This window comes from Lamprocystis purpurea DSM 4197 (assembly GCF_000379525.1).
GTDB classification, from domain to species: domain Bacteria; phylum Pseudomonadota; class Gammaproteobacteria; order Chromatiales; family Chromatiaceae; genus Thiodictyon; species Thiodictyon purpureum.
On the sequence record NZ_KB902553.1, the window covers coordinates 26,728 to 39,774 of the forward strand.

15 protein-coding genes and 1 pseudogene are annotated in these 13,047 nt (G+C 62.8%); 9 read left to right on the forward strand and 7 right to left on the reverse strand.

The window, feature by feature from the left end:
• Positions 1-92: 92 nt before the first annotated feature.
• From A39O_RS43735 to A39O_RS0128430, 7 genes and pseudogenes are all read left to right on the forward strand, one after another.
• Positions 93-167: pseudogene (locus tag A39O_RS43735) on the forward strand (type IV toxin-antitoxin system AbiEi family antitoxin domain-containing protein); the annotation flags it as partial.
• Positions 168-185: 18 nt separating this feature from the next.
• Complete coding sequence (locus A39O_RS43010; protein ID WP_245562003.1) at positions 186-485, forward strand: type IV toxin-antitoxin system AbiEi family antitoxin domain-containing protein; 300 nt, start codon at positions 186-188, stop codon at positions 483-485.
• Positions 486-490: 5 nt separating this feature from the next.
• Positions 491-721, forward strand: coding sequence for a type II toxin-antitoxin system ParD family antitoxin (locus A39O_RS0128410; protein WP_245562004.1), 231 nt, complete (start codon positions 491-493; stop codon positions 719-721).
• Positions 718-840 (forward strand): hypothetical protein, encoded by a 123-nt coding sequence (locus A39O_RS43305; protein ID WP_020508045.1) that lies wholly within the window; start codon positions 718-720, stop codon positions 838-840. The genes A39O_RS0128410 and A39O_RS43305 overlap by 4 nt, the downstream gene beginning before the upstream one ends.
• 135 nt (positions 841-975) lie before the next feature.
• Positions 976-1,377, forward strand: a complete 402-nt coding sequence (locus tag A39O_RS0128420) for a hypothetical protein (protein WP_157640477.1) — start codon at positions 976-978, stop codon at positions 1,375-1,377.
• A 43-nt stretch (positions 1,378-1,420) separates the two neighbouring features.
• Positions 1,421-3,781: an nSTAND3 domain-containing NTPase gene (locus tag A39O_RS0128425; protein ID WP_020508047.1), complete on the forward strand. Its 2,361-nt coding sequence runs from the start codon at positions 1,421-1,423 to the stop codon at positions 3,779-3,781.
• A 42-nt stretch (positions 3,782-3,823) separates the two neighbouring features.
• A complete protein-coding gene (locus A39O_RS0128430) occupies positions 3,824-4,972 on the forward strand; it encodes a hypothetical protein (protein WP_020508048.1) in 1,149 nt (382 codons plus the stop codon).
• A gap of 50 nt (positions 4,973-5,022) precedes the next feature.
• Here the strand turns inward: A39O_RS0128430 and A39O_RS35605 are convergent, their stop codons facing one another.
• The 6 genes from A39O_RS35605 to A39O_RS0128460 form a co-directional block, all read right to left on the reverse strand.
• Positions 5,023-5,469, reverse strand: coding sequence for a hypothetical protein (locus A39O_RS35605; RefSeq protein ID WP_020508049.1), 447 nt, complete (start codon positions 5,467-5,469; stop codon positions 5,023-5,025).
• Positions 5,470-5,824: 355 nt separating this feature from the next.
• Complete coding sequence (locus A39O_RS41370; protein ID WP_245562005.1) at positions 5,825-6,037, reverse strand: hypothetical protein; 213 nt, start codon at positions 6,035-6,037, stop codon at positions 5,825-5,827.
• Between the two features lie 212 nt (positions 6,038-6,249).
• Positions 6,250-6,537, reverse strand: a complete 288-nt coding sequence (locus A39O_RS39535) for a type II toxin-antitoxin system RelE/ParE family toxin (RefSeq protein ID WP_083924944.1) — start codon at positions 6,535-6,537, stop codon at positions 6,250-6,252.
• 13 nt (positions 6,538-6,550) lie between these two features.
• The gene (locus A39O_RS0128450) at positions 6,551-6,805 is read right to left on the reverse strand and encodes a type II toxin-antitoxin system ParD family antitoxin (RefSeq protein WP_020508052.1); all 255 of its coding nucleotides are present in this window, start codon (positions 6,803-6,805) and stop codon (positions 6,551-6,553) included.
• A 231-nt stretch (positions 6,806-7,036) separates the two neighbouring features.
• Complete coding sequence (locus tag A39O_RS43880; RefSeq protein WP_020508053.1) at positions 7,037-7,492, reverse strand: ATPase, T2SS/T4P/T4SS family; 456 nt, start codon at positions 7,490-7,492, stop codon at positions 7,037-7,039.
• Positions 7,493-7,747: 255 nt separating this feature from the next.
• Positions 7,748-8,407, reverse strand: a complete 660-nt coding sequence (locus tag A39O_RS0128460) for an ATP-binding protein (protein WP_020508054.1) — start codon at positions 8,405-8,407, stop codon at positions 7,748-7,750.
• Positions 8,408-8,546: 139 nt separating this feature from the next.
• Here A39O_RS0128460 and A39O_RS0128465 point away from each other — a divergent pair, with 139 nt between their 5' ends.
• Positions 8,547-10,997 (forward strand): heavy metal translocating P-type ATPase, encoded by a 2,451-nt coding sequence (locus tag A39O_RS0128465; protein WP_020508055.1) that lies wholly within the window; start codon positions 8,547-8,549, stop codon positions 10,995-10,997.
• Positions 10,998-11,019: 22 nt separating this feature from the next.
• Here A39O_RS0128465 and A39O_RS0128470 read toward each other — a convergent pair whose 3' ends face one another.
• Positions 11,020-11,325, reverse strand: a complete 306-nt coding sequence (locus A39O_RS0128470; RefSeq protein WP_020508056.1) for a helix-turn-helix domain-containing protein — start codon at positions 11,323-11,325, stop codon at positions 11,020-11,022.
• A gap of 554 nt (positions 11,326-11,879) precedes the next feature.
• On the opposite strand from A39O_RS0128470, the gene nifV reads away from it, so the two are divergent.
• Positions 11,880-13,031, forward strand: a complete 1,152-nt coding sequence (nifV, locus tag A39O_RS0128475; protein ID WP_026199813.1) for a homocitrate synthase — start codon at positions 11,880-11,882, stop codon at positions 13,029-13,031.
• Positions 13,032-13,047: the final 16 nt, after the last annotated feature.

Sequence of the window (13,047 nt, forward strand, 5' to 3'; positions counted from 1 at the left end):
CGCAAGCGGGCTCCTACGGAGCTTGATTCTTGATAGCGTCTAATTCGGAAATCGCAAAAAGTCCGACAGGCTGCTAGGGCCGCCTGCGGCCAATAGGACCATCCCGCGTCTCTCTGACCCGACTGGTGTGCCAGGGTCGGCTTGCGCGTGTCGGCCGCGGGCTCTATGCTCTCCCGGACCGCCCGGTGTCGGAGCACTCCACGCTGGCCGAAGTCGCCCGCAAGCACCCGCGGGCCGTGGTCTGTCTGCTCTCGGCGCTGCGCTTCCACGAACTCACCACCCAGGCGCCGTTCGCGATCTGGCTCGCCATCCCGACCGGGCCGGACCGAGTCCGTGCGATATGCTCACCCAGCCCGATCCGCGTGACCGTCGACCGGCACCCAACCTCGCTACCCGATGGACTAGGGGGGGCACAACGCCCGCGCCTCGCCGGGGACGCCCCCATCTTGCCAATATTTACCATGGCCGCTAACCTGAAGACATGAGCACCATGAACATCTCCTTGCCCGACGCGCTCAAGTCCTATGTGGACGAGCAGGTCGTCGGCCGCCGCTTCGGCACCAGCAGCGAGTACGTGCGCGACCTGATCCGGCGGGACCAGGATCGGCAACGGTTGCGCGGTTTGCTCCTGGCTGGTGCCGACTCCGCACCGGCGGCCCCCGCCGATCGAGCCTATTTCGAAGCCCTGCGGACGCGCGCCGGCCAAGGCACCGCGGAGTGACCGGCAAGCCCGTCATCCCTCGCGAACGGGCCGACTACATCGACGTCTGGCGCGTGCTCCATGGCAAGCGCGATATCGCCAGGTGGATGCGGGAACCAACGGACCGCGACGACACCTGACCCCGCGACTTCACAAAAAGAGGATCTTCCTCGTCCGCCATCGACGATCTGATTGCCCAGGTCCAGGAATCCAGGCTGCGCGAGCAGTTGGGGCGCGAGTGGGCGCAGGCGCAGAAGACTAGGAAGTTCGGCCTGGTGTTCGACCGTCACTTGCCGGAGTTGGTCCCCATCCCGAAGGCCCGCCCGCGGCGCGGCGACGTGGTTGCACGCACTGGCGGCACGCTGACCGACCTCTGGCGAGTGCGTCGAGTGAGCGAGGGGATGGCCCACTGCGTCCGACCCGAAGGCACCCCTGGTGCCGGCGACCCCTGGGACTGGCCGGTCGACGAGTTGACAGTCGTGCGGCCGTTCGGCGAGCCGATCTTTCCCGCCCTGGTGCCGATGGGTCAGGTCCAGAACGGCCCGGCGGGAGCGCCCTGGCACTGTCTGATCGAAGCGGACAACTTCCACGCACTCCAACTGCTGACCTATCTCTACGCCGGGAGAGTGGACTGCATCTATATCGACACGTCCCGCCACTCCGGCGATTACCATTAGCGCTCGTCCGACTGCTCAATGTTCCCGGTACGCGGTCAGAAAAATGGCTTACGATCTAACCGTTCTCGATCCGACTGAATTCGAGGCGCTGGCCAGTGACTTGCTCTCGAAGTCCTGGGGCTCTCGGCTTGAGTCATTCAAGGAGGGAAAGGATGGCGGAATTGATCTCCGTCATTCGCGGATACCGGAAAACGAACCGACGACAATTGTACAGTGCAAGCGGTACGCGACCAATGCTCTCGCGCGACTGGTGAGGAAATGCAAGGAGGAGCTTCCGAAGCTAGCGAAGCTGCAACCGACGCGATATGTCTTGGCTACGACAGTTCCTCTTTCTCCAGACAATAAGGACAAACTGGTCGCAACTCTTTCTCCCTGGTGCCGTTCGCCCGCAGATATCTACGGTCCAGATGAACTCAACGGGCTGTTGCGGCAGTTTCCTGAGGTCGAGCGTGCTCACTTCAAGCTTTGGATCTCCAGCACAACTGTTCTCGAACGGGTTCTACATGCTGGCGTATTCTCTCTGACCGACGCGACCCTGGAAGAGGCGCGGCACCAACTAAGCAGATTGGTAGTTCACGAGGGTTTGTCGCGAGCGCTCGACTTACTTCAGGCACAGCATCACGTCTTAATTGTCGGAAACCCCGGCATCGGCAAGACGACCTTGGCACAGATGCTGGTTTGCCATTATTTGACCCAAGGCTTTGAACCTGTCTGGGTTACGAGCGACATTCGGGATGCTTGGAACCTAATCCGCGGACATGATGCTAAGGGGCAGCGGCTCGTCGTTGTTTACGATGACTTTCTCGGTCGCTTACGTTTCGAGTCGCCGCGATTTGAAAAGAATGAAGACGTCTCACTTCTGACGCTTGTCGAAAAAGTGGCGAGGTCATCCAATCTTCGCCTCATATTGACGACACGGGAGTATATCCTTGAAGACGCAAAGCGCATGCATGGTTCCTTCGACGAGCGAGCGCATGCGCTGCTCACGTGCGTGCTCTCCCTTGAAGATTATTCGCGGGCTCGCCGCGCTCAAATGGTATTCAATCACCTCTATTTCTCGGACCTTCCGCAATTACGGATCAAACGTTTTGTAAAGACCAAGGCGTACCGATTTGTCGTGGACCATCGGCACTTTAACCCGAGAATAGTGGAGTCAATCAGCAAGTATGCGAACAGTCGCGCGCGGAGCGATAAGGAGTTTATTGCATTCGTTCAGGAGGAGTTCGATAACCCGGCGAAGCTGTGGCAGCACCCGTTTCGATATGAAATTGGCGAACTCGCCCGAGAGATCCTCCTAGTGCTATGGACCTTCGGCGGCCCCGCTGAGGTCGGCGATTTGAGCAAAGCTGTAGCCCGAGTTGCGACAGTCGCCTCAGGTCCAGAGTATAAGCATCAGTTCGATGCGGCGCTCAAGCAGATTGAGGGAAACTTCGTCGCTACCAATCGATATGATATGTACGCGGGCAAGGGGGCCAGGGTTCATGTTATTGCTTTTCAGAATCCTTCGATAGAGGAATTTATTGAACGACAAATAATTCAGGACCCTTCCTGGCTGGAGGTACTCTGCCGAGCAGTGTCTTCATTGGCGCAGGCGAGGCAGATACTTCACCATATCAGCGACCACTCCACGCAATGTCTTTCGGCTGAGTTTTGGTCATTCATGAGAGAGAGCGGAGCGAGCTTCGAGCGAGTGCAAACTGGTAGGCCACAAAGGATGTTATTTGGATCTTCTGAGAAACCGCTGACGTTATGGTCGCGGACGCGGCCCACTGCGGCGCAGGGAGTGCTTACCCGGTTGGAGATTGATGCAAAGGCAGGGAGCGATGATCATAAGTCAATGGTTATTAAAGAGGGGGTTCTGACAACCTCTGGATGGGAGGAGATCATTCGGCCGCTTGATGGTAATATGAGCGTCGCGACTCATACACTCGCGCTCCAGCGTTGGATTGTGCACTCAAGCAAATGGACGACTGAAGAGAAGACGAATTCCGAAAACTGTCTGCGCGAAGCTATCTTGCGCGTTATCTTGTCAGAAGACATATGGTTTGCCGCCTGTGACTCTGTCGTGGAGCTTTGCCATGCCATAACAATAGTTAACTCCTGTGTCGGAGACGATCTGCGCCAGGCGTTAGTGGGGGCGGCGACGGCCACGGCACATGGAGTGTTACAGAACGCGGATGAGCCCGACATACTTCGGTCTGAGGCCGAGAGCCTGACGGAGGTGAGCAAGCTGCTTTCTTGTTCCGCCAGTCCATTGATTGAGGAACTGCTGAGTACTGCACAGTCGCTGGAGGAAAAGATAGAAGAAAATGAAGATGACGATGTGGATCGCATCCCAGAAGCAGAGAAACTGGATCAAGAATTCGATTTAGATGGACTCTTTCAGGGACTCCTGGATCGTTAGAGTACACCGCAGGTTAGTATGGCCTGGCTCGCGTCGTCGTGATTGGGTCTTCTCAAGACCAATTTCTCCACGGGCTGGGACTGCCCGCGGGCCGAGGTGATGATGTCCTTTCGCCGGGCGGAGGACCACACCTACATCGCCCAGTTGCTCGGGCGCATGGTGCGCACACCGCTCGCGCGGCGGATCGAGCGGGATGCGGCCCTGAACGACGTGCATCTGTTCCTGCCGTACTTCGACGATGCCGCGGTCAAGGCCGTGGTGGATGACCTGAAGGACGTCGAGCACGCGCCCCCGGCGGTGGTCGGCTCCAGCCGCGAGCTGGTGACGCTCAATCGACGCGCGGACGCGGCCGACATCTTCGCGGCCATGACTGGGCTGGTGACCTATCGGGCCAACGCGGCCCGGGCGCAAAGCCATCTGCGCCGCTTCGTTGGGCTGGCGCGGCGGCTGAACCTGGACGACATCGAGCCGGCGGCCTGGGGGGCGGTCAGGGGGCAGGTGGTCGCTTGGCTCGGGACCGCGTTGGACGGGCTCAAAGCGGCGGGGACCTTCGCCAAATCCGCGGCGGCCATCATGCGGGTCGGCATGAGGACCACGACCCTGGATACCGGTAGCGAGTTAGTCACGCCGGTGCGCGAGTGCGAGATCGAGGCGTCCGAAGCGGACCTCGATCGCCAGTTTGCCGAGGCCGGGCAGCGCCTGAGCAATGGGCTGCACCAGACCTATTGGGACGCCCACGGCGATCGTGATGCCCTGGACGTGAAGGTCGAGGTCATCCTGCTGGCCCGCAGTCATGCCGTCATGGCCGGGCTGGAGGCCAAGGCCGAGACTGCGTTCGACTCTCTGTATGACCGCCACAAACACGCCATCGGGAAGCTCAAGGAGAAAGAGGGCGTCCGTCAGGGTGACGCCGGCGCCGACTCCGCGGTTGGCGGCTACCGGTTCGATATCCTGGAGCCCCACGATCCGAGCCTGGCGGACAACTTCGAGAAGGCCGTGGGCCTTGCCCGCTTCGCCGAACGCCATGGCCATTTGTTCCACCGTATTCAACTCATCCGCAAGCAGCCATCGAAGGCCGGTGGGGAATGCTATGTCCGCTTGGAACTCAACAGCGAGGTGGTGCGCAAGCAGGTGTCGTTGGTGACATCGAATCCGCAGTTGGATGCGCTGTTCTCGCAGTATGTGCTGTAGGTCGAGGCAACCGTTGGGTCCGGGAATGCTTCTTCGCCCGCGGCCTACCTTCAGCGCAGAAACCGTCCTCGTTTTGACACATGATCGAACGAGAACACATGGGCATTTGGCGCCCGGTTGCAGCGCCCGACAAGGCGGCCGAAGAACTCCAGTCGCCCGGATTCAACGCGAACCATGTCGAGCCCCTTGGCGCCACAGACAGGGCAGTTGGCCACGTACCGGACGAGATAGAGGGTGTTCCGTTTGGCTCCCTCGTTTCTCCGAAGCTCAAGCAGGTAGTCATCCTGCTTCGATAGCGATAGGGGCTGCAAGAACCAGGGCGCAAGGATGACGCGATCGGCAACGAGGCGAAACTGCCAACCGAGGACCGTGTAGGCGATCAAGAGGGTGAGGGTGCCGATGAAGCCCAGTTTGAGGAAGGCTACGGTCGTGGATGCGGCACCCATGCCGACCAAGACGAGCCAGGACCAGAGTGCGGCGGCGATCAGCAGAATCAAGAATACCCCAACAAAGATTTTCCCTCCCTAACCCCCGAGATAGAAGCCGCGGTCTGACTGCGATGCTGAAAGCGATTGCCAAATCGTTCGGTGGCCGTTACAACGGGGCATACCGAAACTGGGTAATCCCGGTCGGCGCCATGGCTGCGGTCCTGGCTCAACTCGACGGAATAGGCGCGGTTCGGGAGAGTTGACGCGGCAATCCTTGCGGTGGCCCATCCAGTGAGTTGGCGACGGGCTTGGAGAGTCGTCGCCATCTGATCGAGTTAGTCGTCGAGGTCAGCATAGGATAGGCTCTCCGGGCAGAGTGCCGTTAACTGGGAGAGTGTGTTCTGAACCTGCTCCTGCGATGTCATCAGGCCGAACACCTGATCTTCCAGTTCGACGGCCAGGTCGAATAGTTCGGCCACCTGGTGGCGTGCGCCGCTATTGACCACGGCCATTGCCAATTGGTGTAGCTATCGCCGCGCATCTCGTCTATGGCATCGACCGCGCTCAGCAGCGTCGTGGTATCGAGGTTCTCTGGCGACAGTTGTTCCCATTCCGCGTCGGTGATGCTGATCGTCATACTCGTCCTCACTTTGTCATGGGCAGCACTCGTCGTTGCATCCATTTTGCTTCGCTGGTAGTGGCGCTTGATCGTCGGGGACAAACCGTCCTCTTTCCCACGCACCGATCAACGGTGAAGCAACCCCAGCCATCGCATTCTTCAGGGCTCTTGGCCGTTCGCGGGGGGCCGAGCGCCCGGAACGTTCCGGGTCCCTTGAGCGGCCGTCATGACTACAAGAGGCGATCAACATCCCGCGATCCACGTAGAACGCGGACAATATCAATGCCGTCACCAAGCGGAAAATAGAAAATCAGATAATTTCCAACGGGATGGCTTCGCAAGCCTGGTCTAAGCTCGTCACGGGGCGCTCCCGTGTTTGGAAAGTCGGCGAGGGCGACGCATCGCTCCTCTATACGATCAAGAAACCTGTCCGCATTCTGCGGGCTGTCCTGGGCGATATACCACCAAATGTCGTCGAGGTCGCTCTCCGCTTCTGGTCGTTTCAGTAAACGGGCCATGGGGATTTCATCCTTACCCTTGTTCCGCGGCCAGCCGCTTGCGACCTCGCGCCTTGATCTCTTGGATATCCAAGGGGGTTGCCTCGCCGCTGTCGATGCCTTTCTGGATGTCGCGCCTTAATTCCTCAAGCCGTAAGTCGCGCAACTGGTCGCGTTCTTCTAGGAGGCGCAAGGCATCCCGCATCACCTCGCTCACGGAGTTGTAAAGTCCGCTCTCGACCTTCCCTTTCACCAGTTCCTCAAGGTGCGGAGTCAGGGAGATGTTCATGGGCTTGGGTTCTCCAGCTCGGCCGTCAGTAACAAAGATTAGCAAAGATTGCTATTTGTAGCGCGAACCACTGAAAGAATCCAGCAAAAGCAGGGGCGACTTGGTTTGAGGAATCCGGGCCAACGGTGGGTAGGGCTCCCAACAGTCGTGTCACCAAGGGCCATTTGGGGCCGCTCCAGAAAGCGGAACATAAAGCACAGTAAGGGGCTCGACAATCTTTGGTACGAAAACTTACGCTAACGCCGTTCGCAGGTGTCGGGCGGCGGCGGCTTTCAGGTCCGGCTTCATGCGCAGACAGGACGCCAGCAGGTCCTTGACCGTCACCGGCGAGACCCCGGCCCCGTCGCGGTTGAAGAAGATGCGGGCGGTGTTGGCGTGGGGGAAGGCCAACTCCTTGGCGTCTTCGATGGCGATCAGGCGTTCGTCGAGTGGGATCTCGGCGATCATCGCCTTTGACAAGGTGGTCTTGCCCGAGCCCGTGGCCCCCGAGACGATGACGTTGAGCCGGTGGGCGACGATCTCGCGCAGGATGGCGGGGACGCTGGTTTGGTCATCGCCCTGATTCCCAATGGGCCAGCCGGCGAGCCTGGACCGCACGGCCGCCCGGTGGCGCGCCGCGCTGGTATCCCCGTTGGACAGGGGCGCGAAGGTGCCCTTGTCCGCCAACTCGTCGAGGCTGAAGGTCACACGCGACGGCCGGCGGATGGTGATCGAGGGCTCCTCGGCCGCCGGTGGCAGGACGATCTGGACCCGTTCGCCGGTGGGCAGGTGGCCGCTCAGGATCGGCGCCCGTTCGCTGACAGATGATACCCATCGGGTTCCCTGGTTCTTGTTCAGGGTCGGCTTATCTTGGCTAACTCGCCCAGTACCCCGGACAGGGTGTCGTTGGTGGTTTGCCGGACGAAGCGGCCCTGCGGAGGCCGCTCCCACGGTTGACATCATTCAGTTTTGTTGCGCGGCTTCGTCGAGCGACCGCCAGTCGAATACCTCGATGCCTTCGCGGCTGTAGGCCTCGTCCCCGCCGTAGATCAGCCAGCCCGGCAGCGCCTGCTCGCCGGCCAGCGTCTGCCATTTGGTGAGACCTTTGAGCCATTCGCGTACCAAGGTCGCGCCCGACTTGATCTCGATGCCCTGTAAGCGCCCGCCCATCTCGAAGAGCAGATCGATCTCATGACCGGTATTGTCGCGCCAGAAATACAACCCGGCGGGCCGGCCGTTGTTGAACCGCTGTTCGATCCGCCCCACGCGACCCGCCAGTGACTGGCTGATGCGCGACATCAGTCCGAACTGCTGTGAGCCGGTCAGCACGAAATCGCCCATGCGTCCCCGGTGATCGACCAGTCCCTGCAAATAGGACATCAGCTCCGGGCCGTGCTGTGCCTCGTCGATGACCGCGCCGTCCGGGAAGCGGGCGAGGAAGCCCCGCGGGTCGGTGAGGGCGAGTTCGCGCTGGTCAGGATCTTCCAACGTAACATAGGGGCGGTCGGCAAAGAGCATCCGGGCCAGGGTGGTCTTCCCGGATTGGCGCGGCCCGGTGATGGCGAGGATCGGGAATCCGCGTGCCAGGCGCAACGCGGTCTCTTTGGCATGGCGTGGGATCATCCGCCGATCTTACAGATTGCAGGTTGTACCTGCAATCTGTAAGAATCGGTCCGAATAGTGACATAATCCATTTAGATTCATCGGCTTGATATTGCCTGCCGCAGTCATTACCCACCAGGAATTCGAGCGAGCAACCTACATGACAGAAGAAGTCCGCATCGGCGTGACCGGTATGACCTGTGCCTCCTGCGTGGCGCGGGTGGAGCGGGCCATCGCGCGGCAGCCGGGGGTCGAGTCGGCGCTGGTCAACTTGGCGGCGGAGACCGCGGTCGTGCGGTTCGCCGGGACCGCGGTTCCGCTGCTCCTGGACGCCGTCCGCGCTGCCGGCTATGAGCCGGTGTTGGCGTCCGCGACCATCGGGATCGAGGGCATGACCTGCGCGTCCTGTGTGGCGCGGGTGGAGCGGGCCATCCAGGCCCTGCCGGGGGTGCTCTCAGCGTCGGTCAATCTGAGCACCGAAACCGCGACGGTCGAGTTCCTGGCCGCGAGCGTCAGCCGCGAGCGGATCAGCCAGGTGATCCGCGAGGCCGGCTATGAGCCGCTTGCGGCGCAGCCGGCGCCGGATGAGGCCGGGGTCCGGCAGGCCGCCGCCCTGGTTGGACTGCGTCGCGACCTGCTGGCGGCCGTGGTCCTGACCCTGCCCCTGGTGTTTGTGAGCATGGGGCGGATGCTCTGGTTCGGCCATGCCGACATGTCGCACGGTACGGTACCGGCACCGGTGACGTTCTGGGGCTGGCTGGAACTGATCCTGGCCACGCCGGTCGTGCTCTGGGCCGGCCGCCGCTTTCTGATTTCCGGTTGGCGGGAGCTGCGTCACCTGAGCCCCGGGATGAACAGCCTGGTGATGCTCGGCAGCGGCGCCGCCTACCTCTATTCGGTTGCCGTGCTGATCCTGCCCGGCCGCTTCCCACCCGGCACCGCCAACCTCTATTTCGAGGCGTCGGCGGTCATCGTGACCTTCATCCTGCTCGGGCGCTATCTGGAGGCGCTGGCCAAGGGTCGGACTTCCGAGGCGATCCGGCGCCTGATGCATCTCCAGCCGCACAGCGCCCGGGTCGTGCGCCCGGAGGGGGAGGCCGAGATACCGGCCGCCGCCGTGGTGCCGGGCGACCTGATCGCGGTGCGGCCCGGCGAGCGCATTCCGGTCGACGGGACCCTGACCGAGGGCGGGAGTCATGTCGACGAATCGATGATCAGCGGCGAGTCGTTGCCGGTTCGTAAGGGACCGGGCGACCCGGTGGTCGGGGCTACCGTCAACGGCACCGGTGCTTTCCGCTACCGCGCCACCCGGGTGGGAGCCGACATGATGCTGGCTCAGATCGTGCGGCTGGTCGAGGATGCGCAAGCCGGCAAGCTGCCCATACAGCGGACGGCCGACCGGATTGCCGCGGTCTTTGTGCCGACCGTCATGGCCGTGTCGCTCCTGACGTTTCTCACCTGGCTGTGGGTCGGCCCGGCGCCCGCGCTGGCGCATGCCTTCGTGGCCGCGGTCAGCGTGCTGCTGATTGCTTGCCCCTGCGCCATGGGGCTCGCCACGCCCACCGCGATCATGGTCGGTACCGGTCGCGGGGCGGCCCTGGGGATTCTCTTTCGCCGCGGCGACGCGCTGGAGACCCTGGCGCGGGTGGATCAGGTGGTGCTCGACAAGACCGGAACCCTCACCGAAGGACGGCCGGCGCTCACCGATCTCGCGGCGTTCGGGATGACCGAGGATGCGGCCCTGGCGCTCGCCGCCGTCGTCGAGCAGCACAGCGAACACCCGATCGGCACCGCCCTGGTGCAGGCCGCGCGGGCGCGGGGGCTGGTGCTCGCCGCGGCGACCGAGGTCGAGGCCGTTCCCGGTTTCGGTATCCGCGCCCGGCTGGACGGCATCCTGGTCGCCGTGGGCGCCGCCCGCTACATGGATCGTCTGGGCGTCGCGCTCGCGGCGGGTGCCGCGTCGGCGGAGCGCCTGGCCGACGCGGGGAAGTCGCCCCTGTATTTGGCGGCCGACGGACAACTGGCGGCCGTGCTGGCGGTGGCCGATCCGGTCAAGGCGGGCAGTCGGGCGGCCGTCGCCCGCCTGCACGACCTGGGGCTCTCGGTCACCCTGCTGACCGGCGACGGCAGCCGCACCGCGGCGGCGGTGGCCCGTCACTTGAACATCGAACAGGTCGTGGCCGAGGCGTTGCCGACGGACAAGATTGCGGAGATCAAACGGCTGCAGGCTGCCGGTCACCGCGTGGCCTTTGTCGGCGACGGCATCAACGATGCCCCGGCGCTGGTCCAGGCCGACGTCGGCATCGCCATGGGGTCGGGCACCGCCATCGCCGTCGAGGCCGGCGAAGTCGTCCTGATGACGGCCGACCCGGCGGCCATTGCCGACGCCATCGCGCTGGCGCGGCGCACCCTGGGCACCATCCGCGGCAATTTCTTCTGGGCCTATGGCTATAACGTCGCCCTGATCCCGCTGGCGGCCGGCGTCTTCTACCCGCTGACCGGATGGCTGCTCAACCCGATGATCGCCGCGGCGGCCATGAGCGTCTCGAGCCTGTTCGTGGTGGCCAACAGCCTGCGGCTGCGGCGCTTCAGGTCGCCGGTTCCAATGTGAGCGAGCCGCTCAGCCACTTTACTTACACCAGTGCCTCCAGCCCCTTGCGGTCTACCAATTCGAGCAGCTTCAAAGATGGGCCGCGGGGTCGCTTATCACCCCGCTCCCATTTCTGGATCGTTGAGGGGCTGGTATTGAGATAGGCGGCGAATACTGTTTGGCTGGCCTTGTTGCGCAGCCGGATGGTGCGTATCTCTTCCGCTGTATACGCGTGGATCTTCGGTAGGCACAGGGCGTCAAACTCACGCAGCGTTACGGTATCCATTACACCTGCTTTCGCAAGTCCCTGGGCAGTTTGGTGGACTGCTTCAAGAATGCTTTCTGTCATTGTCTATCACCTCGACCAATGCGGTTGCACTTAATGCCTGATCGATTGCGCGATCTGAGGCTGATGGTGGATGCGCTGCGCTTATCCACCCTACGAAACCGGGTCCGTTGTAGGGTGGATAAGGCGCGCCGCTCGGTGTCTGGGACCCGACACGGCGGTCGCGCGCGTCGCATCCACCAGGGGTCGCGAGATGTCGCCCAAACTTGGAGTTGCTGAAGCGTGGCGGCAACTCGCCGACTCGCTTCGGTGCCTGGCGCACCGGACCGGAGTCGATTGTGCTCCGGTCAGTGAGTCGGCTAGAGCCTCAGCTCTTGGGTGCACGGCACGCTGCCGCGCGTCATGCCTGCAGCGGCGCTTTGTGTGGCCGGTGGACTGTAGTCGATCCGCAGGCTGGCCGGCAGTTGGACCGACATACGACAAGCACCAAGGTTGGGAGTTGTCGGAAATCCTCCACAACCCTGCCAACGCTCGGCGAAACCACTGACTGGGCGATGGTCTTCGCCTTGGCGCGGTCTTTGCTTTCATTGCGGCTTAGACGAACCGGAAGCACGCCTATGTCAACCAAGCCAATGACCGTGACCATCAACGACACCACCCTGCGCGACGGGGAGCAGTCCGCCGGGGTGGCCTTTTCCCTGGAGGAAAAGCTGGCCATCGCCCGCGGACTCGCGGACCTGGGCGTGCCGGAGCTGGAGGTCGGCATCCCGGCCATGGGTGAGGAGGAGCGCCATTCGATCCGTGTCCTGGCGGAGCTGGGGCTGCCGTCGCGCCTCATGGTCTGGGCGCGCATGTTGCCCGGCGATATTGCTCAGTGCCGGGGGCTGGGGGTGCACCTAGTGGATCTCTCGATCCCGGTGTCCGATCAGCAGATCGCGGGCAAACTGGGGCGTGATCGGGAATGGGTGTTGGGTCAGGTCCAGGCGCAGGTGACCGCGGCCCGCGATCTCGGGCTGGAGATTTGTGTGGGTGCCGAGGACGCCTCGCGCGCCGATCCCGAGTTTCTGTGGCGGCTGGCCGAGGCTGCCCAGGAGGCGGGCGCCAGCCGCATCCGCTATGCCGATACCCTGGGTCTGCTGGAGCCTTTCGGCACCTTCGAGCGCATCCGCGATCTGCGCGCCATCGTCGATCTCGAGATCGAGATGCACGCTCATGATGATCTGGGTTTGGCCACCGCCAACACCTTGGCCGCCGTGCGCGCCGGGGCGACCCATGTCAACACCACCGTCCACGGGTTGGGCGAGCGGGCGGGCAATGCCGCGCTGGAGGAAGTGGTGATGGCACTGAAGCACACCCAGAGCGTCATCACCGGCGTGGACCTGTCGGAGTTCGGCACGCTCTCCCGGCTGGTGGCCAGGGCGTCCGGAAAACCGGTGGCCTGGCACAAGAGCCTGGTCGGTCAGGGCGCCTTTACGCACGAGGCCGGCATTCATGTCGATGGGTTGCTCAAAGACCCACTGAACTATCAGGGCGTCGATCCCGCCGAGATGGGTCGCAGCCACTGTCTGGTTCTCGGCAAACATTCGGGACGGCACGCCGTCTGTCAGGTCTATGCCGACCAACTGCGTTTGGACCTGGGACCCGAGGAGGCGGATCAGGTGCTGCCGCTGGTGCGCCGTTTCGTCACCCAAACCAAACGCTCGCCATGCACGGCGGATTTGCGCCGCTTCCTGGTGGAGATCGGCCACCCCGGTGCCGTTCTTCAGTGAAATGAATCAAGGAGCT

Excerpts from the sequence above, each read along its gene's own strand:
- A39O_RS0128410 (WP_245562004.1), top strand. The coding sequence starts at position 491 with ATGAACATCTCCTTGCCCGACGCGCTCAAGTCCTATGTGGACGAGCAG.
- A39O_RS0128425 (WP_020508047.1), top strand. The coding sequence starts at position 1,421 with ATGGCTTACGATCTAACCGTTCTCGATCCGACTGAATTCGAGGCGCTG.
- A39O_RS41370 (WP_245562005.1), bottom strand. The coding sequence starts at position 6,037 with ATGACGATCAGCATCACCGACGCGGAATGGGAACAACTGTCGCCAGAG.
- A39O_RS39535 (WP_083924944.1), bottom strand. The coding sequence starts at position 6,537 with ATGGCCCGTTTACTGAAACGACCAGAAGCGGAGAGCGACCTCGACGAC.
- A39O_RS0128450 (WP_020508052.1), bottom strand. The coding sequence starts at position 6,805 with ATGAACATCTCCCTGACTCCGCACCTTGAGGAACTGGTGAAAGGGAAG.
- A39O_RS0128460 (WP_020508054.1), bottom strand. The coding sequence starts at position 8,407 with ATGATCCCACGCCATGCCAAAGAGACCGCGTTGCGCCTGGCACGCGGA.
- A39O_RS0128465 (WP_020508055.1), top strand. The coding sequence starts at position 8,547 with ATGACAGAAGAAGTCCGCATCGGCGTGACCGGTATGACCTGTGCCTCC.
- A39O_RS0128470 (WP_020508056.1), bottom strand. The coding sequence starts at position 11,325 with ATGACAGAAAGCATTCTTGAAGCAGTCCACCAAACTGCCCAGGGACTT.
- nifV (WP_026199813.1), top strand. The coding sequence starts at position 11,880 with ATGTCAACCAAGCCAATGACCGTGACCATCAACGACACCACCCTGCGC.